23 protein-coding genes and 1 other RNA gene are annotated in these 19,630 nt (G+C 41.3%); 10 read left to right on the forward strand and 14 right to left on the reverse strand.

The window, feature by feature from the left end; translation table 11 throughout:
- Positions 1-51: 51 nt before the first annotated feature.
- The 5 genes from PseudUWO311_RS14075 to PseudUWO311_RS14095 form a co-directional block, all read right to left on the reverse strand.
- Positions 52-687 carry an LON peptidase substrate-binding domain-containing protein gene (locus PseudUWO311_RS14075; RefSeq protein WP_142655897.1) on the reverse strand — a complete coding sequence of 212 codons (636 nt, stop codon included), beginning with the start codon at positions 685-687 and terminating at the stop codon, positions 52-54.
- Positions 688-813: 126 nt separating this feature from the next.
- Positions 814-1,251 (reverse strand): PH domain-containing protein, encoded by a 438-nt coding sequence (locus tag PseudUWO311_RS14080; RefSeq protein WP_142655898.1) that lies wholly within the window; start codon positions 1,249-1,251, stop codon positions 814-816.
- A 152-nt stretch (positions 1,252-1,403) separates the two neighbouring features.
- On the reverse strand, positions 1,404-2,603 hold the full coding sequence (locus tag PseudUWO311_RS14085; protein ID WP_142655899.1) for an argininosuccinate synthase: 1,200 nt from the start codon (positions 2,601-2,603) through the stop codon (positions 1,404-1,406).
- A gap of 34 nt (positions 2,604-2,637) precedes the next feature.
- An RNA gene (ffs, locus tag PseudUWO311_RS14090) (signal recognition particle sRNA small type) lies at positions 2,638-2,734 on the reverse strand.
- A gap of 225 nt (positions 2,735-2,959) precedes the next feature.
- Positions 2,960-3,181: a hypothetical protein gene (locus PseudUWO311_RS14095; protein WP_190303502.1), complete on the reverse strand. Its 222-nt coding sequence runs from the start codon at positions 3,179-3,181 to the stop codon at positions 2,960-2,962.
- A gap of 613 nt (positions 3,182-3,794) precedes the next feature.
- On the opposite strand from PseudUWO311_RS14095, the gene PseudUWO311_RS24415 reads away from it, so the two are divergent.
- Both PseudUWO311_RS24415 and PseudUWO311_RS14100 read left to right on the forward strand, forming a co-directional pair.
- A complete protein-coding gene (locus tag PseudUWO311_RS24415; protein WP_223807576.1) occupies positions 3,795-4,016 on the forward strand; it encodes a hypothetical protein in 222 nt (73 codons plus the stop codon).
- Positions 3,991-6,276 carry a SpoIIE family protein phosphatase gene (locus PseudUWO311_RS14100; RefSeq protein ID WP_223807577.1) on the forward strand — a complete coding sequence of 762 codons (2,286 nt, stop codon included), beginning with the start codon at positions 3,991-3,993 and terminating at the stop codon, positions 6,274-6,276. The genes PseudUWO311_RS24415 and PseudUWO311_RS14100 overlap by 26 nt, the downstream gene beginning before the upstream one ends.
- 26 nt (positions 6,277-6,302) lie before the next feature.
- Here the strand turns inward: PseudUWO311_RS14100 and PseudUWO311_RS14105 are convergent, their stop codons facing one another.
- The 4 genes from PseudUWO311_RS14105 to secD (PseudUWO311_RS14120) form a co-directional block, all read right to left on the reverse strand.
- Positions 6,303-6,731: a hypothetical protein gene (locus PseudUWO311_RS14105; RefSeq protein WP_142655901.1), complete on the reverse strand. Its 429-nt coding sequence runs from the start codon at positions 6,729-6,731 to the stop codon at positions 6,303-6,305.
- Between the two features lie 70 nt (positions 6,732-6,801).
- Positions 6,802-7,764 carry a protein translocase subunit SecF gene (gene secF / locus PseudUWO311_RS14110; protein ID WP_142655902.1) on the reverse strand — a complete coding sequence of 321 codons (963 nt, stop codon included), beginning with the start codon at positions 7,762-7,764 and terminating at the stop codon, positions 6,802-6,804.
- Positions 7,761-9,257 carry a protein translocase subunit SecD gene (secD, locus tag PseudUWO311_RS14115; protein WP_142655903.1) on the reverse strand — a complete coding sequence of 499 codons (1,497 nt, stop codon included), beginning with the start codon at positions 9,255-9,257 and terminating at the stop codon, positions 7,761-7,763. Before secD (PseudUWO311_RS14115) ends, secF begins: the two co-directional genes overlap by 4 nt.
- Before the next feature lie 355 nt (positions 9,258-9,612).
- On the reverse strand, positions 9,613-10,467 hold the full coding sequence (gene secD, locus PseudUWO311_RS14120) for a preprotein translocase subunit SecD (protein ID WP_142655904.1): 855 nt from the start codon (positions 10,465-10,467) through the stop codon (positions 9,613-9,615).
- Between the two features lie 478 nt (positions 10,468-10,945).
- On the opposite strand from secD (PseudUWO311_RS14120), the gene PseudUWO311_RS14125 reads away from it, so the two are divergent.
- From PseudUWO311_RS14125 to PseudUWO311_RS14145, 5 genes are all read left to right on the forward strand, one after another.
- Positions 10,946-11,230, forward strand: coding sequence for an RNA recognition motif domain-containing protein (locus PseudUWO311_RS14125; protein WP_094528637.1), 285 nt, complete (start codon positions 10,946-10,948; stop codon positions 11,228-11,230).
- Positions 11,231-11,308: 78 nt separating this feature from the next.
- Positions 11,309-12,091, forward strand: a complete 783-nt coding sequence (locus PseudUWO311_RS14130; protein WP_142655905.1) for an ABC transporter permease — start codon at positions 11,309-11,311, stop codon at positions 12,089-12,091.
- 91 nt (positions 12,092-12,182) lie between these two features.
- Positions 12,183-12,695 carry a photosystem I assembly protein Ycf3 gene (locus tag PseudUWO311_RS14135; protein WP_142655906.1) on the forward strand — a complete coding sequence of 171 codons (513 nt, stop codon included), beginning with the start codon at positions 12,183-12,185 and terminating at the stop codon, positions 12,693-12,695.
- Between the two features lie 115 nt (positions 12,696-12,810).
- Positions 12,811-13,101: an Asp-tRNA(Asn)/Glu-tRNA(Gln) amidotransferase subunit GatC gene (gatC, locus tag PseudUWO311_RS14140; RefSeq protein ID WP_142655907.1), complete on the forward strand. Its 291-nt coding sequence runs from the start codon at positions 12,811-12,813 to the stop codon at positions 13,099-13,101.
- 6 nt (positions 13,102-13,107) lie between these two features.
- Positions 13,108-13,536 (forward strand): response regulator, encoded by a 429-nt coding sequence (locus tag PseudUWO311_RS14145; RefSeq protein ID WP_142655908.1) that lies wholly within the window; start codon positions 13,108-13,110, stop codon positions 13,534-13,536.
- A 277-nt stretch (positions 13,537-13,813) separates the two neighbouring features.
- Here PseudUWO311_RS14145 and rpmA read toward each other — a convergent pair whose 3' ends face one another.
- The 3 genes from rpmA to PseudUWO311_RS14160 form a co-directional block, all read right to left on the reverse strand.
- Positions 13,814-14,101, reverse strand: coding sequence for a 50S ribosomal protein L27 (gene rpmA, locus PseudUWO311_RS14150; RefSeq protein ID WP_009629204.1), 288 nt, complete (start codon positions 14,099-14,101; stop codon positions 13,814-13,816).
- A 79-nt stretch (positions 14,102-14,180) separates the two neighbouring features.
- A complete protein-coding gene (rplU, locus tag PseudUWO311_RS14155) occupies positions 14,181-14,510 on the reverse strand; it encodes a 50S ribosomal protein L21 (RefSeq protein ID WP_142655909.1) in 330 nt (109 codons plus the stop codon).
- A 250-nt stretch (positions 14,511-14,760) separates the two neighbouring features.
- Positions 14,761-15,603 (reverse strand): undecaprenyl-diphosphate phosphatase, encoded by an 843-nt coding sequence (locus tag PseudUWO311_RS14160; protein ID WP_142655910.1) that lies wholly within the window; start codon positions 15,601-15,603, stop codon positions 14,761-14,763.
- Positions 15,604-15,764: 161 nt separating this feature from the next.
- Between PseudUWO311_RS14160 and PseudUWO311_RS14165 the strand changes: the two genes are divergently transcribed.
- The 3 genes from PseudUWO311_RS14165 (at position 15,765) to PseudUWO311_RS14175 (ending at position 18,275) form a co-directional block, all read left to right on the forward strand.
- Positions 15,765-15,899: a photosystem II protein Y gene (locus tag PseudUWO311_RS14165; RefSeq protein WP_103670707.1), complete on the forward strand. Its 135-nt coding sequence runs from the start codon at positions 15,765-15,767 to the stop codon at positions 15,897-15,899.
- Positions 15,900-16,050: 151 nt separating this feature from the next.
- Positions 16,051-17,187 (forward strand): citrate synthase, encoded by a 1,137-nt coding sequence (locus PseudUWO311_RS14170; RefSeq protein WP_142655911.1) that lies wholly within the window; start codon positions 16,051-16,053, stop codon positions 17,185-17,187.
- Between the two features lie 185 nt (positions 17,188-17,372).
- Positions 17,373-18,275 carry a hypothetical protein gene (locus PseudUWO311_RS14175; RefSeq protein WP_142655912.1) on the forward strand — a complete coding sequence of 301 codons (903 nt, stop codon included), beginning with the start codon at positions 17,373-17,375 and terminating at the stop codon, positions 18,273-18,275.
- A 49-nt stretch (positions 18,276-18,324) separates the two neighbouring features.
- Here PseudUWO311_RS14175 and pdxH read toward each other — a convergent pair whose 3' ends face one another.
- Positions 18,325-18,963 (reverse strand): pyridoxamine 5'-phosphate oxidase, encoded by a 639-nt coding sequence (gene pdxH / locus PseudUWO311_RS14180; protein WP_142655913.1) that lies wholly within the window; start codon positions 18,961-18,963, stop codon positions 18,325-18,327.
- Positions 18,964-18,971: 8 nt separating this feature from the next.
- Positions 18,972-19,397 (reverse strand): cupin domain-containing protein, encoded by a 426-nt coding sequence (locus tag PseudUWO311_RS14185; RefSeq protein ID WP_142655914.1) that lies wholly within the window; start codon positions 19,395-19,397, stop codon positions 18,972-18,974.
- Positions 19,398-19,630: the final 233 nt, after the last annotated feature.

Below are 19,630 nucleotides of genomic sequence, written 5' to 3' on the forward strand. Positions count from 1 at the left end.
TATGTTGAAAGTGGTGCAAAGCAGCACTTTCAACAAAAAATTTATTTGATTTTATTTAAAAGTATCTTTCAAAACTGTACGGGCTGCTAATTGACTTCTAGTTGAAGATAAAATTTCCGCCTCACGTCGCAAACGTCCAGCCGTATCGAGGGTTTCCAGTAATGATTGCTGTTCTAAACTTGCCCCCTGAAAGTTACTGGCGACCCAATAGGATAATTCGATTGGGCTACGGGGAATCTTCGGTAACTCAATTTCTTGATCGGTGAGCTTTTGCGATAAACGGATCACGTCATTAAGCAACTCACGGACTTCTGTGGCTAATAAAAATGGTGCGTCGCTACCAGGCTCGTCTTCGATCCACTCGACTAAACCTACTCGATAGGGAGTTTCGCGCACATATTCCAACACTCTAAAGCGCTGCTGTCCCATCGTCAAAAGCTTGAAGCGATCATCTGGCAAGCGATGATACTGAACAATTTGAGCAACACAGCCGATATTTGCAGGTTTACCCGTCTCCGAGTCCCACATTACCACCCCAAACATGCGATCGCTTTCCAGCACGGTATTGATCATCATGCGATAGCGATACTCAAAAATATGAAGCGGTAGAGACTGTCCCGGAAATAGTACCAACTCAGGTAAAGGGAACAGCGGCAATTCACGAACTGAAATCGATGATGAAGTCATTGTTGCTAAACTTGGCACTAGTTAAGACGTTCTACCTAGTTTAGCTTGAGTTTTATAGCGATCGCCAAATAAATTAAAACCCTAATAGCAAAGGCGGCGCTAAGCGCCGCCTTTGCTATTAGGGTTTTAAGGATACTCTCTAGGATTTTCTTCGTCACGCACATGAAAGCGAAATCTTGCCTGTTGAATACAAGGACGCATCTGCTCGTATAGCTCTCTTACGTCAGTTGGTAGACGATTTAATAGCAACTTGGGGGCAGAAATATCACGGGTTAACAAAAGCATATTTCCAGTGCCCATAATGCGCTGATTGAATGGCATTTCTAACTGGATATCGTCAACTTGATAAATTTCTAGAGTTTCAATATCTTTTGAGAAAACACCTCTCTCTATAACAATTCGTTGTGACGTAATCAGATATTTCGTATTGATCGACTGCAACCAATACCAGATTGCACCAATACCTAGGGTGAAAATCGAAATCAGCAACCTTGTCACACTACCAATAACCGCAGGATGACCTTTAAAAAGAATGCGCTCATCGGGTAGAGGTACTTTAGTCATAGAAAAAATTTGCCAGTTAATTGCTAATTAATTGATAGTTTTATGACATCTTACAGCGCCTTGAGCTTTCTCAAAACTAAAAGCAAAGGCGACGCTAAGCGCCGCCTTGAGAAAAAGCCAAAAGCTAAAAGCCAAAAGCTAAAAGCCAAAAGCTATCTATTTTTCTGGGCCCATACACGAATAGGCATACCCCAAACATAGATAAATCCTTCAGCAGCCTTATGATCGAACTGGTCAGCACTAGTATAAGTAGCCAAGTCTTCGTCATAAAGTGAATTCACAGACTGACGACCAACGATAATCGCGTTACCTTTATGGAACTTGATACGGACAGTTCCTGATACACGCTCTTGGCTGCTATCGATAAAAGCATCGAGGGCAGTTTTGAGGGGACTGTACCAAAGCCCGTTATAAATCATCTTGCCATAGGTATCTTCAAGACCACGCTTGTATTGCGCCAAGTCAGAAGGCAAAGCAAGGCTTTCAAGATCGCGGTGAGCATGGATTAATACCAACATCGCGGGAGCTTCGTAAATTTCACGAGACTTGATCCCCACTAAGCGGTTTTCCACCATGTCGATGCGTCCAACACCGTTGTTGCCAGCGATCGCATTCAATGCAGTAATCAATTCAACAGGCTCAAGAGCTTTGCCATCGATCGCAACAGGAATACCTTTCTCGAATCCAATTTCAGCGTAAGTTGGCTCGTCGGGGGTATCAGCGATCGCCTTGGTCATCGCATAAATTTCTTCTGGTGGCTCATTCCAAGCATTTTCGAGGGGGCCAGCTTCGATACTGCGTCCAAGCAAGTTGCGATCGATACTGAATGGCGAAGATTTCTTCACTGGTGAAGCAATGCCAAATTTTTCACCATAGGCGATCGTCTCTTCGCGGCTCATTCCCCATTCACGGGCTGGAGCTAATACTTTAATGTCTGGGTTGAGTGCAGCGATCGACACATCAAACCTAACTTGGTCATTACCTTTGCCTGTGCATCCATGGGCAACGGCATCAGCACCATATTCTTCCGCCGCTTCTACCAAAATCTTGGCAATGAGAGGACGGGCTAGAGCCGTTGTTAATGGATAGCGATTTTCATAAAGCGCATTAGCTTTAATCGCTGGGAACGCATAGTCTGTGACAAATTCTTTAGTTACATCTCTAACCAGAGAGACCGATGCTCCCGAATCTAGAGCTTTCTGTTTGATGGGATCTAACTCATCGCCTTGTCCTAGGTCTGCTGCAAGGGTAATGACTTCTTCAACACCCCATTCTTGCTTGAGATAAGGAATGCAAACAGATGTATCAACGCCGCCTGAATATGCAAGTACGACTTTTTTCGCCCGACCCATGAATCTCTCCTGAACCCATTGCTAAACCTAAAAAAGTAGCCCGGGTACTACGCCTATCTCAAGCATCCCTTAGTGCTGCTGTCTTCCGACCCTGACACGATTCGGGCGTTGCGATCGCGTAGATCCGAGCCATTCATAAGATTACCACTAAGCGGGAAAGTTACATCAATAGTTAAATAAATTGTTGGCAAATCCACACATAATCAGCTAAGCACAATTAGATATAAAACCCAGAGTCAAAAACTGTATCGCCTGCGGCGCAGGCGATACAGTTTTGTCTCTGGGCTTTAACATTATCTTAGATGTACTTATCCCGCCCTAAAAAGAAAAAGCGGTGCAAAGCACCGCTTTTTCTTTCATGTAAAGAGATTACGTTGAGATATCTCAAGCTGCTGCCATAGCTCTGCGATTTGCAAATACGCTTCTTTCGGTGAAATTTTGCCGCCAGCCTCTAGACTGCAAATAATGCTGACACGGTGGGAAAACTCTTGTAAATTGGCATTAAACATCAAGTTCTCTGGCGTAAATGTGCCGTAATAACGAGACTGGGGAAACAGACATTTGGTGGTTGCGGACATAATCTTCCCTCTGTAGATTACAACTGAGAGTGACTCTAGATAGTCTTAAGATCCTGAAAGGCTCTATGTTGCCAATATGCAGAACATATTACCTTCGTTAGAAACATATTTCGATGACTATGGGTATGAGTAATTAGACGTAATTTGTTTTATTAACCTAATCTTAACCTAGATTTAATTTATTATGACTGCCTACTTTGTGATAAGTTCCCAAATTATTTGTGATCTAGATCTCAGTCGAGCCAGTTTTATAGCTACAGTCACTTGTTTCAGCCCAAGATATTGATGTCGGCGCTCCGCGCCGACATCAATATCTTGGGTTTTATGTCCTAGTATATTTTGCGACAGCTACACAACGTTTTGCACTCACAAGCGAGCCAATAAATTTTTGAAAGTGCTGCGAAGCAACACTTTCAAAAATTTATTGGCTCGCTTGATAGAAAACTGCTGGTGGTAATAAGAAATCGCACATCCCTCATCCGAGGGGCTGTACAAATCCAGACTGGTAACGGCTATAGAATGAGAAAATGAGTAGTGAGGACATACAATCCATCAAGAGAATGCCCCAATAGGTTTAACGATTCATGACTGTGCTTAACGTCCAAGTTTAAAAATGCTTACCGAACTTGGCGATCTCTATAATATGACAAAGAATCTTAGTCGATTAGCAAGGCAAAGTGATGCCCATCTTGACTCTCAGGCAAAATATGTTTCTATTCAAACCAGCGATCGCTATCATGAATCGGCTGAAATACCCCCAAAAGTTTTTTCTGATCAGTTTGCTTTTTGTGTTGCCACTAGCATTGGTGATGAATCTGCTGTTGTCAGAACTTGATAGCCGCATAGAGTTTACCCAAAAGGAAATTTACGGGAATGCCTATCTACGCCCAATCAGTCAACTATGGCAATACATTCCACAAAGACAATTAATTTTGCAGAACCAATTTTACAAGAGCCTGCAAAGCATTAACCTCACTGCTCAATCGGAAGCACTCCAATTGCAGACAAGGGAATTAGATGATCTACAAAGTCTAATTGATAATGAATTCGTAAGCTTATCAAATGTTGATAGGCGATTAGGTGTGACTATTCAAACAGGAGAGAAACTAAAAAATCTTCAGCTTTCTTGGCAAGACTTACGAGACATGTCAGGGTTTATAGGCTTTCGCAACCATGATTTATTACTCGAAAAACTAGCCCAATTCCGAGTTCATGTAGTTGATTCCTCGAATTTAATTCTCGATCCAGATTTAGATACTTACTATCTAATGGATGCGAGTGCCGTTAAGCTCCCTGAGATGCAAAAGATTTTAAATAAGATGATGCAAACCTCTACGGAAATTTTATTTGACAAAGAAATCACTAATTTAAAAAAAGAATCGTTTATTTCTTTGCTTAGTTTGTTGGAAGAATATAACAACGATTTAACGTCAAATTTGGAACGCGCCTTTAGAAATAATCCTCGCGGTAATTTACGTGATTCGCTAAGCAGCTCTCTTCGCATTTTTGCTGCTAATTTAAGTGAGGTAATCGCCAATACAAATCAAATAGTCGGCAAAGATAATAAGTTCTCTTTAGCTGATGGCTTTTATCGACAAGCAATAGCAAGCTCATTTAAATATAGTTTTACACTCTCTCAGCAAATTGTCGATCGCCTCGACGAGCTATTGATCTATCGAATCCAAGGATTTACGCAGCGAAAGCAGTTCATCTTGATTTTTGTGGCTGTGATCTTCAGTGCAATTCTCTATCTATTCATTGGCTTTTATTTGTCAGTCATGAGAACTGTACATCAGTTAGACGTAGCTGCTAAACAGATGACATTGGGTGGAGCAATATCAATTAATCTTGATAGTAAAGATGAGCTATCGATGGTTGTCCGATCATTTAACAGTGTGGCGATCGCACTGCGAGAGTCCGAAGCAAAATATCGGAGCATCTTTGAGAATTCTGTAGATGGGATCTTTCAAACAACCGTCGAAGGTAAATATCTAAGTGTAAACCCTGCCTTAGCTCGAATTTATGGCTATGAGTCAGTTGAGCAAATGCTTGAAGAAATTGTTGATATCCAAAGTGATCTCTATGTTGATCGTGATCGCCGTCAGCAATTTCAGTCTCTAATGGAGGCTAATGATACGATTACCAATTTTGAGTCACAGGTATATAAACGCGATCGCACGACAATCTGGATTAGCGAGAATGTGCGAGCATTACGTGATGACAATGGCAAAATAGTTTATTACGAAGGAACTGTCGAAGATATTAGTCAGCGAAAGATGGCAGAAATTGCGTTGGAGAAAGCGAATAAGCAAATTCTGGCTTTAAACGATCTTCTCAAATTAGAAAATCTACGGATGAGCAGCGAACTAGATGTAACGCGCAAACTTCAGCAAATGATTTTACCTAAAGATAAAGAATTAGCCTTGATTGCAGGATTAGATATTGCAGGATTTATGGAGCCTGCTGATGAGGTTGGTGGTGATTATTATGATGTGCTGCAACAAAATGGACGAATTAAAATTGGTATTGGCGATGTAACAGGACATGGACTAGAAAGTGGCATGTTAATGATCATGGTGCAGACTGCGGTACGAACCTTACTCCAAAGTGAAGAGAACGATCCTGTCCGCTTTTTAGATATCCTCAATCGCACAATTTACGGCAATGTTCAGAGAATGTCATCCGATAAAAATTTAACTCTATCGTTGATTGACTATGAGCATGGAAAATTGATCTTGAGTGGTCAGCATGAAGAAATGATTGTCGTGCGCAAGAATGGAAAGCTAGAAAGATTTGATACGATTGACTTGGGATTTCCGATTGGTCTAGAGGAAGAGATTTTTGATTTTCTCTCTCAAAAGCATATTTACCTTAAGGAAGGTGATGTCGTGGTGCTATATACCGACGGTATTACTGAAGCAGAGAATGAAGAAAGACAGCTTTATGGATTGGATCGTCTATGCGAAGTCATCTGTCAACATGTCGATGACCCAGCGATCGCTATTCGTCAAGCTGTTATTGCCGATCTGCGATCGCATATTGGCACTCAGAAAATTTATGACGACATTACATTATTAGTCCTTAAACAGAAGTAGGCATTATAGTGGGTGCAATGCACCCGCTATAATATTTTTTCTTCACAGACCCAGCGCCATAATGGATGACTTTTTCCTTTACCCTGTATCCTTTTTACTTGATTAATTAGCGATCGCTTCTCTCGTTGATTAACTCCCCACAAAATAATCGAACTCTGCCAAACTAAAGTCGCTAGAGTCATTGCTACACATATTCCCAACCCTAACATTGGCATACGATTATAAGCTAGGGTTATGCGTACTCCTGCCCATGTAAAAGCCGCAATCCATAGCTCAATATCCGAGCGCAAAGCCCAAATACTCGCAGTTCCGATAGTTAGCCATAGAAAAACATCAAATATCCATCGCAAATAGGTTTGCACTTCGATCAACCGTTGGACTTGGCGCTCTAGAAGTTGGTCGGATATTTGCTCAGCAGACGAATCAGGAACAACATTGATATTTTGATCATTCATAACTCAGCACGATTCTTGGTGTGAAATGTTTTTAATTAAAGAAAAGCTCCCGTTGGGAGCTTTTCTTTAATTAATTTGCCTCTAGGGTCGGTTGACTACTGTTAGGATTCTGACGACTGCGCCACCATGCCAGCAAAATACTGGCATTGAAGATACTGGAATAAGCCCCAGAAAGGAATCCAATAATCAGAGCAAGAGAGAAGAATCGCAAGGTTGCACCGCCAAACAAGAAAATAGCCACAAGAGGAAGAGTTGCGGTTAGTGAGGTATTAATCGATCGCCCCAGAGTCTGATTGACCGAAGCATTAACTAACTGATTAAAGTTAGAAGCACCAGCATCGAGCTTTACATTTTCACGAATGCGATCGTAGATTACTACCGTGTCATTAACTGAGAAGCCACAAATCGTGAGCATCGACACAATAAACAAGCTATCGATCTCCACACCCATCGTTAGTCCGAGTAAAGAAAATGCCCCAACAGTTACGAGCATGTCGTGAAATAGCGCAATAATCGCAAAGGCAGCGTAATCTAGTTGAAAACGGAATGCTAAATAAATGCCAATGCCTGAAAAAGACAAAGCAAGAGCAAGTAACCCATTTCTGAGCCCTTGCTGTCCGATCGCGGGGCCAACCTCATCTATTTGCGACTTTTTAGGATCAACTTCGCCATATTGCTTCAAAGCCTCGGTGAGAGAATTTTTTAGCTTTTCGCGTTCATCAGTTGAGAGATGAGCCGTCCGTACCGATACACCCTTGAGATCTTTTCCCTCAACTAATTGAATGACGCTATTGGTAAAACCTTTGCTCTCAATCGCTTGCCTGACGACACTTACATCAATCGGCTTGCCGCAATTGCCAGCATTGCAAGCCAAGCCCAATGTGATGCTGGAGCCACCTGTAAAGTCGATGCCCAGTCGTAAAGGCGAGCCTAGCTGCTGAAAAGATAACACCATGGCAACGATCCCAGCCAAAATTACTGCTGTCGAAATCGTGATGTAAAGACGAGCATTTTTGATTACATCTAATCTCATAACACTGCACCACTTGTATTGTCTTTTTTATTGTCGTTTTTACGATCGCTAGATTCATCTTCAGTTTTTGCATCTACATCGATCGTTGTCGTTGAGGTTTTGCCAAAAGCCTTCATCCCATAGTATTCAGGCTTGCGGAAGATCGGATTGCTAATCATAGCTAACATTAGCGATCGGCTGAGGGTGATTGCCGTAAACATACTGGTCAGCACCCCAACCCCAAGCGTAACCGCAAAGCCTTTTACAAATCCCGAACCGAGCCAAAATAATGCACCACAAGCAATCAAAGTGGTCACATTACTATCGAGAATGCTAGACCATGCTCGATAAAAACCTGCTTCAACTGATTTATAGAGTGTGCGTCCCGCCTTTAATTCTTCTTTTGTGCGTTCAAAAATTAATACGTTCGCATCGACCGCCATACCGATACTAAGAATAAATCCTGCAATTCCAGGCAAAGTAAGCACTACGCCCAGTACGCCAAACAGAGAAAAAGTAATAATCGCATAGGTGATCAGTGCAATATCCGCAACAACTCCCAAAATACGGTAATACAGCACCATGAAAATTAGTACTAGTAGTAAGCCCGCAACTCCAGCATAAATACTACTAAGGATACTATCTGCCCCGAGAGTTGCTCCAACAGTACGGTTCTCAACAATTTCCACTGGTACTGGCAATGCACCCGCACGTAGTTGCAAAGCTAATTCGGTGGCTGTATCTAAGTTGAAGTTTCCTGTAATGACTGCTCGACCACCTGTAATGCCCTTACCTTGAAATTCAGGACCTACTGATGGAGAGCTAATTAATTTATCGTCTAGAAAAATTCCTAAAGCGCGACCAGTACCACCGATTTCGCTAGTGGTTTTAGCAAATAGATCACCTCCCTTATCATCAAAAGTCAGTGCAACTTGCCAAGAATCAGGTCCATTTCCCGTTGGTGAAGCAACGGCATCTTTGAGCATATTGCCCGTTAAGCCTGTGCGTTCAAAGATTCCTTTTAAATCTTCAATACTTTTCTTATAAGCTGCTTCGTTCTCCGCGATCGCCTTTTGATCAGTAGAGTTTTTCAGGACTTCACGCTGAATTGTCGCCGCCTGCTGGATTTGCAATCTTGCCCTTAGCTCACTTTCCGTACCTTTCTTTTGCTTCCGAAAATCAAGCTGGGCAGTTGTACCAATTACGCGCTCAGCTTGAGCAGGATCATTTACCCCTGGTAACTGAACAATGAGTTGATCATTTCCAGCCAGCAAAATAGTTGCTTCAGAGACTCCTAAGCCATTAATGCGCTGCTCCACCACAAACTTTGCAGTTTCCATGATGCGCGGCGTAATTTCATTAATACCTTGTTCAGGATTGATTTTTGCTTGGAGTGTAAGCTGTGCGCCACCTCGAAGATCCAACCCTAATTTAGGAGGATGACTTACGATTAGATACACAGCCCCGATTAAAATTGCCAGTACAAAGGCAAGCAGGCGGCTTTGTTTACCCATATTTTTTTGGAGCTTTTTGTATAGCTTTTCTGTATAGCCGTTTGAGCTTTACTTAGAGCCAGATTAAACAGAGGATATTTTGAGACATCTGTCATCATACCCCACGAATAGCAGCCCTGAATTGGTTATAAAGCTATCAAAATGATTTGCGGCGCTTCGCGCCGCAAATCATTTTGATAGCTTTAAACTTTCTGGCTATAGTTATAAAAGCCAAGCTCTGTGAGGCTTTTATAAGAAATTTGACGTTCCTGATCGAGAAAAAATAGCTTTAATAATATAGATGAGCATAGTTAATTGCAAACTCAGCCCCGTAGGGTTGCGCTCCGCAGGGGCGCAACCCTACGGGGCTTGGGACTTAAAAGGAATGAGTTTTGACAACTTCAAAAGCGATCGGCAATGCCCCTGATCGCAACTGTAAAGCAATTTCAGTCGCTAAATCCTTAGTAAATTGTCCCGCAATAACAGCACGCCCACCAGTAATACCCTTGCCTTGAAACTCACCCGCAACAATTGGCGCACTAATCAATTTATCATCCAGAAAAATGCCTATAGCCAGATTTGTTCCCGCAATTTCGCTAGTAGTCTTGGCGAATAAAACAGCTCCTTGATCATCAAATGTCAGCGCGATTTTCCAAGTACTAGAACCTTTGAATAGAGGTTCAGCATAAGCATCTTTGATCATATCGCCACTTAAGACTGGGTTCTCAAAGATGTCCCTAAGAGCTTGAACACTCTTTTTATAAGCGGCTTCATTTGCCGCGATCGCCTTTTGATCGCCAGAATATTTGAGAACTTCACGCTGAGCCATCACTTCCTGCCGCTTCAGGACTCTTGCCCTTAGCTCATTTTCTGTGCCTTTCTTCTGTTTGCGAAAATCAAGCAGCCCAGTTGTCCCAATTACTCGCTTAGCTTGGCTAGGATCTTTTATGCTTGGTAATTTAACCACCAACTGATTGTTACCAGAGATCGCAACAGATGCTCCAGAAATTCCTAACCCACTAACGCGCTTCTCGAAAACGAGTTTAGCTCTTTCCATCATTTGCGGAGTAATTTTTGTTATGCCTTTTTCGGGAATTTTTGCTTGTAATGTAATCTTTACACCACTTTGCTGGCTTAAGCTTGGTTTTGGCGGCTGACTGACTGATGGCGAAATACAAGTTCCTAAGCTAGCTGTCAAAACAAAAGCAAATAAATGTTTTCGACTGTTCATATTTTTTTAACTAAATTCAACGTAATTGATAAAGATGATGATTTATGGCTGCTATTAGGGTATTACATCTCAAAACTAAAAAAATAAGGAGTGAGGCTCAGTCATTAAAATTTCTTGTTTTTTTGTTATGAGACTTAAGGGTTTAGCCTCAATTCCGAGGGCTTTCTAATTGATTTAGCCTATGTCTTTAGATAGAAATTTTGAGGTGAATCTCAAAGTGATGTGATTCGAGAGAACGTAAATCGTCAAAAACGACGCTTTTAGTAAGGAATTTATATAGCTTTATAAAGGTTAGTAAGCTCTTTACCATTAGTTGCGCAAAGCTTTGTAATACAGCCTACGCAAATTGTTGCGGGTAAAAGGTAAACTATATCAAAGCTGAAATTTAGGTTGGATTTGTGAGATCTCGGATCGAGCGAGTCTTTTCCGAAGACTGGCTAAATTATTATATCGATCTCTTTTTTGGAGCGAACTGACTGTGACTATTTACGTTGGAAATTTGTCTTATCAAGCTGCTAAAGACGACTTAACAAGCGTCTTTTCAGACTACGGCACCGTAAAGCGTGTGCAATTGCCCACCGACCAAGAAACAGGTCGGGTTCGGGGGTTCGCCTTCGTGGATATGGAGGACGATGCTCAAGAAGAAGCGGCGATCGCGGCGCTAAACGAAGCCGAATGGATGGGACGAACCCTTCGCGTTAATAAGGCTAAGCCTCGTGCTGAACGTAGCAACGATCGCCCTAGGGGTCGTGGTTACGCCTAAGCCTAAATTAATTGCAAAAATCACAAATTGCGAAGGATTGCGAAGCTTTTCTTCGCAATTTGTAGTGGGCAAATCAATATGAGTAGATATATACAATCCTTAAAGCTTTTCTGGTCAACCGCGATCGCGGCTGAACTCGAATATAGGATTAACTTTGCGATCGCTGCGCTAGGCAGCATTGGTAATTTGGCAGGAAGTTTGTTCGGACTATTTTTGTTCTATCGCACTGGTTACACTTTCGCGGGTTGGCAATGGGAAGAAGCGATTGTTGTACTTGGTATATTTACGATCCTTGAAGGTTTCTCTAGCACTTTTCTTGCGCCGAACTTAAGTAAAATCGTGGATCATGTCCAGAAAGGGACATTAGATTTTGTGCTTTTAAAGCCAATCAGTAGCCAGTTTTGGTTGTCGGCAAGAGCAATCTCACCTTGGGGATTTCCTAATTTAATTTTTGGTATCGGCATTTTGATCTATGCAGGCACCAAACTAGGATTAAGTGTGAACAATTATCTTTTAGGCTTAATCCCACTGATTTTTGGCTGCATTAGTCTTTACAGCATTTGGTTCATCCTTGGCGCAATGAGCATCTGGTTTGTAAAAATTTATAACGTTACGGAAGTTTTACGCGGCTTAATGGAGGCTGGCAGATATCCGATGGCAGCCTATCCCGCATCCTATCGATTCTTTTTTACTTTTGTTGTGCCGATCGCCTTTTTGACAACGGTTCCTGCCGAAACCCTCTTAGGAAGAGGAGAACCAATGTGGATTATGGGTTCTATGTTTTTAGCGATCGGGTTACTTTATGCCTCAAATCAATTTTGGCGATTTGCCTTGAAGTTTTATACAAGTGCATCTAGCTAAGTTTAAGACACCCGCGAAGCAGGTGTCTTAACTTTATTGGTTTTAATTTTGATATGCTAATTAACAACTGACTGCAAATTTATAAAGAACTATGCCTAGATCGCAACGTAATGACAACTTCGTCGATCAAACTTTTACCGTTATTGCCGACACGATTTTAAAACTCTTTCCTGCCAGTCAGAGAGAAAAAGAAGCTTTTGCTTACTATCGAGATGGCATGTCCGCTCAAGGTGATGGAGAATATGCCGAAGCATTAGCTAACTATGAAGAAGCTCTTAAACTTGAGGAAAATTCTTACGATCGCAGCTATGTGTATTACAACATGGGCTTAATTCATGCCAGCAACGGTGATCATGATAAAGCATTAGAGTTTTATGAGCAGGCGATCGATCTTAATCCTCGGATGCCACAAGCCCTTAACAATGTGGCGGTGATTTATCACCATAAAGGTGAAAATGCTCAAGACGAAGAACAGTCTGAAGAATATTTCAATGTTGCTGCCGAGCATTGGGTAAGAGCAATTCGTCTTGCACCAAACAACTACATCGAAGCTCAAAACTGGCTTAAAACTACTGGTCGAGCCGACATTAATTTATTCTTTTAGACTACCTTCTAAAATTCACATAAGAGTTGCATAGTTCTTTTGTCCAATCTTTAAACAATGGACATAAGCCTCCATTATTTAAAGATTATTATTTGCTTAAACTTATATAAAAATCATGATTGACAGAGAGCAAGTTCGTCACGTTGCCCATTTAGGACGTTTACAATTAACTGAAGCTGAAGAAATTTCTTTTACTAAGCAATTAGATAGTATTTTGGATTACTTCCAGCAGCTAAATGAACTCGATCCTTTGCTAGAAGGGGTTGAACCGACAACTAGAGCCGTTAATACTGTCAATATTACTCGCCCCGATATATTGCAACCCTTTGCAGATCGCGAGACCCTGCTTGATTGTGCGCCTGATCGTGAAGAAGACTTTTTCCGCGTACCACAAATTATGGGTTAGATACCTATGGATACATCAGGCCAACTCGATTCATCAATATCTAGTTTCGTAATACTCTTAGCCGAAGATAACCCTGTCAATCAAAAGGTCGCTAAACGAGTATTGAATCACTTAGGATATCAAGCCGATATAGTTAATAACGGTCTAAAAGCAGTTAAAGCGATCTCCGAAAAATCCTATGATTTGATCTTGATGGATATTCAGATGCCTGAAATGGATGGTTTAGAGGCAACCAAATATATTCGTAAGCAAGAAGCAGAATCACAACTCCCTCCAATTGTGATCATTGCTATGACCGCAAATGCAACTGATGACGATCAAAATCTCTGTCGTGATGCAGGAATGAATGATTACATCAGCAAACCAATTCAGATTGATAAGCTCAAAAATCTTTTGCAACATTACGCATCACTTAAAACAACAAATTTGGTATAAGAGGCTGTGCTTTGCACAGCCTCTTATACAGCAACGTAAGAGATAGATAGGACAATTCAAAACCCAAAAGATGAAAGGCAGAGCTTCGCTCTGCCTTTCATCTTTTGGGTTTTATGTCCTAAGCAAAGCTTACATTGCTATACCAATTCACGAAAGTGTTGTCACACTTTTGTGAATTGGTATAACTCTAATGAAAAAACGATCCATAATCAAACAAAAAAAGAGCGACGGGCTTAGCCCGTCGCTCTTTTTTTGTTTGATTATTTTGCGTAAGATCCTAAGCAACTTCTGCTTCTGCAACTTCTACAGCTACAGGTGCATAAACGCTGATTTTCTTGCGAGTTTTGCCAAAGCGCTCAAAAGTCACAACGCCATCAACAGTTGCGTACAATGTGTCATCACTACCACGACCGACATTATTGCCTGGGTGAAACTTAGTGCCACGTTGACGAACTAGGATGCTACCAGCCTTAACGACTTGACCACCGTAACGCTTTACGCCAAGGCGCTTAGCATTAGAGTCACGTCCGTTTCTTGTACTACCCGTACCCTTCTTATGTGCCATTTTTTTGTATCCTCATTAAATAGTTAAAGACTCTTACATACAAAAGGTATAAAGCGCCTTTTGTATGTGATAACTGGTTTTAAGCAGCTTGACCACTGAGATTGATTGCTTCAACCATGATCCGAGTCAATGGCTGACGGTGACCATTCTTTCTGCGAGTTTTCTTCTTAGGACGCATTTTGTATACGATTACTTTTTTCGCCTTGTGATGGCGCATTACGGTAACTTCTACGCTAGCGCTATCAACAATGGGCTGACCAATAGAAATGTCGCCATCCATATTGACAAACAAAACTTTATCAATTGTCAATTTACTATCTTCTTCGGCTTCAAGTAGCTCAACGTCATAAAATCTGCCGACTTCGACGCGATATTGCTTACCGCCTGTTTCAATGATTGCGTAACTCATGGTGTTTAAATATTCAGTAGATGCCGTACAGGTATTGGGAAATTAGTATTATCTAGTTTCACCAATTTTCTAAATAACCCGATCCGAGCATGAAAGATCGTGCGATCTACAACTATACATGAAATAAACAAATAAATCTTCGCTGCGCGAAGATTTATTTGTTTATTTCATTATAAAAATTGGCTTTCATAATTGAGAATTATTGAAGATTTATTTAAAAATAAGGCAGTGCAAAGCACTCCCTTATTTTTTATTTGAGCCAGCCTAAGCTCACACCTGTAAGTAATAAAGCTCCAAAAATTAAGCGGTAGCCGACAAATACCCATGTTGTATGGGTTTGAAAGAATTTCAAAAGCCATGCGATCGCTAAATACGAAAAAATTACCGAAGAGAATAGCCCGATCGCAAGCTGTCCTGCACCAACGTCACCAAACCCTTTTTTGATCAAGCTGATTAACTCAACCAGCCCACCAATAGTGATCGCAGGAATACCTAGCAAAAAGGAAAATCTAGTAGCAGCAACGCGATCTAATCCTAGGAACAAACCTGCGGTTAAAGTTGAGCCTGAACGCGAAACTCCTGGCACAAGTGCCATTGTTTGTGCTATCCCCATCAAAATGCCATCAATTACTCGGACTCTATGAAATTGACGCTTTTCAGTTTTACCTCGCTGACCCAATATCTCCGCTAGGGCAAGCAAACTTGACATTACTATTGAAGCGATCGCGATCGCGGTCAGACTCCGCAGAGGTGATTTGTCATAGTCTGGGACAAAAACTTTAATTAGTAAGCCGCCAAATAAAATTGGGATTGTTCCGAGGGCGATCGCCACTGCTAACTTAAATTCTTGGGACTTATAGTTTTGCGATCGGACAGCTTTGATACTGCCTAGTGTAATATTGCTAAGATCTTTCCAGAAATAGCCGACAACTGCGGCAATACTACCAAGTTGAATCACAGCATCAAAAGATAGACCAGCATCTTTCCACCCAAAAATTGCAGGAACCACCTTCAAATGAGCTGTACTACTAATCGGCAAAAATTCAGTTAGTCCTTGCACGATCCCTAAAACAAAAGCTTGCCAGTATTCCATAAAAATTAAAATTTAGACAAATGACATATATCACGAATTGGCAAAACCCTAAAAAGTCAATGTGCAAGCTTTGCTCTCACATCGACTTTTTAGGGTTCAACTTTCAGATTTGCTGTCATAATGAGTACTAAAATCAATTTCTAGTTAATCGGTATAAACATATGGATTTAAGAGTATTAATAGTATTAGGCCCGATTGTTTTGGTAGCTGCATGGGCAGCTTTTAACCTTGGAAAAGCTGTAATCAAGGGTGAAGCTTCCCTATTTGGTAAGCAAGGTAACAATCCTTTCCAATAATTTCAGCGTAAAACCCAAATATCAAGAGAGGACGCTAAGCGTCCTCTCTTGATATTTGGGTTTATTGTTAGGTATGTACAGTCATAAGCATACATAACGATAAAATAAGCTAAGAAATAAATAAAACTAATCATGTAAGGTAGCTTAAGATATGGCGATCGGAGAATATAAGCCTGGCTTAGAGGGGGTTCCTGCAACCCAGTCAAATATAAGTTATGTTGATGGTCAAGCGGGTTTGCTGGAATATCGAGGTATCCGCATTGAGGATCTTTGCAAGCATAGCCATTTCCTTGAAACCAGCTACTTACTAATCTTCGGTGAATTGCCTAAAGCTACGGAACTAGAAGAGTTTGAGCATGATCTCACCCATAGAAGAAGAATTAAGTATCGCATTCGCGACATGATTAAGTCATTTCCTGATAATGCTCATCCCATGGATGCACTCCAAACAAGTGTCGCAGCATTAGGAATGTTCTATCCTCTGGGGAATTTCCATGATGCAGACTACATTTATCAGGCGACAGTAAGACTGCTAGCAAAAGTACCGACGATGGTGGCAGCTTTTCATATGATGCGTCAAGGCAATGATCCCGTGATGCCTCGCGATGATTTGGACTATGCCTCTAATTTCCTATACATGTTAAACGAGAAGGTTCCTGATCCTCTCGCAGCCTATATTTTTGATGTATGTTTAACTCTTCATGCAGAACATACTGTTAATGCTTCGACCTTTGCGGCTTTAGTAACTGCTTCAACTTTGACTGATCCCTATGCGGTGATGACTTCAGCAATCGGTACTCTTGCTGGCCCTTTACATGGCGGCGCTAATGAGCAAGTAATGATGATGCTCGAAGAGATTGGCTCAGTTGAGAATGTGACTGCTTACCTTGAGCGAAAGATTGAGCGCAAAGAAAAGCTCATGGGCTTTGGACATCGTATTTATAAAGTCAAAGATCCACGAGCGATCGTTTTACAGGACTTAGTTCATAAAATGTTTGATGAGTTTGGTCATGATCCTTACTATGACATTGCTCTAGAACTAGAAAAGCAAGCCTATGAGAAGTTAGCTAGCAAGGGGATTCATCCTAACGTGGATTTCTATTCGGGATTGGTTTACAAAAAACTAGGAATTCCTAGTAATTTGTTTACAACTATTTTTGCGATCGCCCGTGTGCCTGGTTGGCTAGCTCACTGGAAAGAACAGCTTTCCGATAACCGCCTGTTCCGTCCAACTCAAGTTTATACAGGATTACATGATGTAACCTATATGCCTATTGGTGATCGCTAATAACTATTCTCTTCCCATTAATAGATAAAACCAAGAAATAGCGGTGCGGGGCTTTACCCCGCACCGCTATTTCTCGAATGGGAAAGGAGTAGTTACTCAATATTAAATTTCTTATTATTTAAACGTTATAAACTACGGCAAAATAGCGGGATTAAATCTATACAAACTATAGCTTTCAATCAATCATGAGAAATTACCAACCGAGCAATATTGCGCCATCACAGGGTGTTGCTATATTAGCTGTCTCTTCTTTGGTCTCAGGTGTAGCGATCGGCGGAGCAACTGCATTTATCGGTAAATTTATTTACTTCATTGTTCTATTCCCAATGGGTATGGGATTTGCCACAGGAAGTGTATTGGGATTTGCCGTTAAAAAAGGAAAAATTCGGAGTCCGCTTGTCGCTCTTGGAATGGGGCTTTTGGGTGGTATTGTTACCTATGGGGCTCTGATGTATGGGCAGTACATGAATTTTCAACAAGAAACTGCATCAATCATGGAGCGAGAGTACAACGTTACAGATAAGAATCTAGCAAACGAACAAATTAATGTGTTTTTGCAACAAGAGACGGGTTCTTCAGGATTTGTTGGCTTCTTGAAAATGTCTGCAAAAGAAGGGACAAGCATTAGTAGAGGCAGTAGCAAACTTAAACTCAATGATACTTTTACTTATTTACTCTGGTTGATCGAGTTAGGGATTGTTGGTTTCTTGGCTGCTTCTATTCCTTTTGCTGCTGCAAAGGAACCATTCAACGAAGAAGGTAATGAATGGTATGGAGAAACAAAATTGATTGGCAGTGCAACTGAAGAATCTAGGGATGAAATCATTCGGCTCTTAAATATGGATGATATGGCAGTAGCCTCTGCTTTGTTGTCAAGTCAGACTGATATGCCGACTCCTCGTATTGATGTTTATTCTCAATCTTCTGCTGACATACCTTTTAGCGATTCTGTAATTAGAGTTAACTACGTCTCCACTAATGCAAAGAAGCAGCTAGAAGTAAAAGAAATCTTGATAGGATTAGTTTCAGAATCTCAGCGATCGCAACTTGTTCCTCAGATACCTGCATCAACTCCTCCTGAAGCTTGAATTTTACGATCAAAAGCAATAGAGTGCTACGCACTCTATTGCTTTTATATCAAGGCGCTAGCCTTTGAATTTGCCATGCTTGCTCTTCTTGGTGAGTATATAAAAAGCGATCGTGCAAGCGATTAGTACAGCCCTGCCAAAACTCAAAACTATCAGGAACGACCCGATAGCCACCCCAAAAATCTGGTAGAGGTATCTCTCCATCCAAAAACTTGTTCTTCATATGTTCAAATTGCATCAGCAGAAGTTGTTTTGAAGAAATCACGGAGCTTTGTTGAGAAGTCCAAGCTCCTAACTGGCTACCTCTAGGGCGAGAGGTGAAATATTCTAATGATTCGGCAGTAGTTACTTTCTCAGCAGTTCCTGTAATATGGACTTGCCTTTGAAGTGGCAACCAAGTAAACAGAATAGAAACCTTTGGATTTGCATTCATCTGAGTTGCTTTACGACTCTCATAATTTGTAAAGAAAACCAATCCATTGGCATCAAAGTATTTCAGCAATACCGTGCGCATAAATGGCTGACCTTGTGCAGAAACTGTCGATAGGGTCATGGCATTTGGTTCTAGTAACTCGGCGTTACAGGCTTGCTGAAACCATTTTTCAAATTGCTTGAAGGGATCATCGTGAAGATCTTTGCGTCTAAGCTCTCCTTGCTTGTAATCTTCTCTTAGGGCGTGAATATCCATTTTTTTGACTACTCAATATCGGGATTATAAAGAACTACATTTTCTTGTTCGTTGGGATCGTTACGTGAAACGATCGCATGGGCTGCCTCAGTATCGCTGAGATTATGCGGTTGATGGGGCACACCAGCAGGAATAAACAGAAAATCACCTGCTTCATTAATTACTGAATGTTGTAAACCTTTGCCATAGCGAGTTTCCACCCTTCCTTTGACCAAATAAATTGCGGTTTCATAGTCACGGTGGAAATGTGGCTCAGCGGAGCCTCCTGCGGGAATAATCACCAAATTCATCGAAATCCCCTTTGATCCCGCAGTAGCCCCAGAGATGCCAACAAAATAGGGAAGTTTTTGCAAGGTGGAGGTTTCACAATCAGGACTTACTGTGATGATTTGGCTTGAGGTATCAAGAAATTGCTCGGAATCAGCATTAGTCATGGCAACTAAAATAAAGAATAAAGTTTGTTGATAACAGCATCGATAGAGTCGCGATCGCTATACCCGTCGATGCTAATTACAGCAATTTCCGATCAACCGAACCGAAATAAATTTATTGAAAGTGTTGCGATGCAACACTTTCAATAAATTTATTTCGGTTCTGGTTTGAGCGCAAAGCGCTATATGAAACTGCCTTTGTTTTTTTAGAGCCTATGGCTAAAAATCTCAAAATC

Source organism: Pseudanabaena sp. UWO311 (genome assembly GCF_006937785.1).
GTDB lineage: Bacteria > Cyanobacteriota > Cyanobacteriia > Pseudanabaenales > Pseudanabaenaceae > Pseudanabaena.

Excerpts from the sequence above, each read along its gene's own strand:
- PseudUWO311_RS14075 (WP_142655897.1), bottom strand. The coding sequence starts at position 687 with ATGACTTCATCATCGATTTCAGTTCGTGAATTGCCGCTGTTCCCTTTA.
- PseudUWO311_RS14080 (WP_142655898.1), bottom strand. The coding sequence starts at position 1,251 with ATGACTAAAGTACCTCTACCCGATGAGCGCATTCTTTTTAAAGGTCAT.
- PseudUWO311_RS14085 (WP_142655899.1), bottom strand. The coding sequence starts at position 2,603 with ATGGGTCGGGCGAAAAAAGTCGTACTTGCATATTCAGGCGGCGTTGAT.
- PseudUWO311_RS14095 (WP_190303502.1), bottom strand. The coding sequence starts at position 3,181 with ATGTCCGCAACCACCAAATGTCTGTTTCCCCAGTCTCGTTATTACGGC.
- PseudUWO311_RS24415 (WP_223807576.1), top strand. The coding sequence starts at position 3,795 with ATGCTTACCGAACTTGGCGATCTCTATAATATGACAAAGAATCTTAGT.
- PseudUWO311_RS14100 (WP_223807577.1), top strand. The coding sequence starts at position 3,991 with ATGAATCTGCTGTTGTCAGAACTTGATAGCCGCATAGAGTTTACCCAA.
- PseudUWO311_RS14105 (WP_142655901.1), bottom strand. The coding sequence starts at position 6,731 with ATGAATGATCAAAATATCAATGTTGTTCCTGATTCGTCTGCTGAGCAA.
- secF (WP_142655902.1), bottom strand. The coding sequence starts at position 7,764 with ATGAGATTAGATGTAATCAAAAATGCTCGTCTTTACATCACGATTTCG.
- secD (WP_142655903.1), bottom strand. The coding sequence starts at position 9,257 with ATGGGTAAACAAAGCCGCCTGCTTGCCTTTGTACTGGCAATTTTAATC.
- secD (WP_142655904.1), bottom strand. The coding sequence starts at position 10,467 with ATGAACAGTCGAAAACATTTATTTGCTTTTGTTTTGACAGCTAGCTTA.
- PseudUWO311_RS14130 (WP_142655905.1), top strand. The coding sequence starts at position 11,309 with ATGAGTAGATATATACAATCCTTAAAGCTTTTCTGGTCAACCGCGATC.
- PseudUWO311_RS14135 (WP_142655906.1), top strand. The coding sequence starts at position 12,183 with ATGCCTAGATCGCAACGTAATGACAACTTCGTCGATCAAACTTTTACC.
- gatC (WP_142655907.1), top strand. The coding sequence starts at position 12,811 with ATGATTGACAGAGAGCAAGTTCGTCACGTTGCCCATTTAGGACGTTTA.
- PseudUWO311_RS14145 (WP_142655908.1), top strand. The coding sequence starts at position 13,108 with ATGGATACATCAGGCCAACTCGATTCATCAATATCTAGTTTCGTAATA.
- rpmA (WP_009629204.1), bottom strand. The coding sequence starts at position 14,101 with ATGGCACATAAGAAGGGTACGGGTAGTACAAGAAACGGACGTGACTCT.
- rplU (WP_142655909.1), bottom strand. The coding sequence starts at position 14,510 with ATGAGTTACGCAATCATTGAAACAGGCGGTAAGCAATATCGCGTCGAA.
- PseudUWO311_RS14160 (WP_142655910.1), bottom strand. The coding sequence starts at position 15,603 with ATGGAATACTGGCAAGCTTTTGTTTTAGGGATCGTGCAAGGACTAACT.
- PseudUWO311_RS14165 (WP_103670707.1), top strand. The coding sequence starts at position 15,765 with ATGGATTTAAGAGTATTAATAGTATTAGGCCCGATTGTTTTGGTAGCT.
- PseudUWO311_RS14170 (WP_142655911.1), top strand. The coding sequence starts at position 16,051 with ATGGCGATCGGAGAATATAAGCCTGGCTTAGAGGGGGTTCCTGCAACC.
- PseudUWO311_RS14175 (WP_142655912.1), top strand. The coding sequence starts at position 17,373 with ATGAGAAATTACCAACCGAGCAATATTGCGCCATCACAGGGTGTTGCT.
- pdxH (WP_142655913.1), bottom strand. The coding sequence starts at position 18,963 with ATGGATATTCACGCCCTAAGAGAAGATTACAAGCAAGGAGAGCTTAGA.
- PseudUWO311_RS14185 (WP_142655914.1), bottom strand. The coding sequence starts at position 19,397 with ATGACTAATGCTGATTCCGAGCAATTTCTTGATACCTCAAGCCAAATC.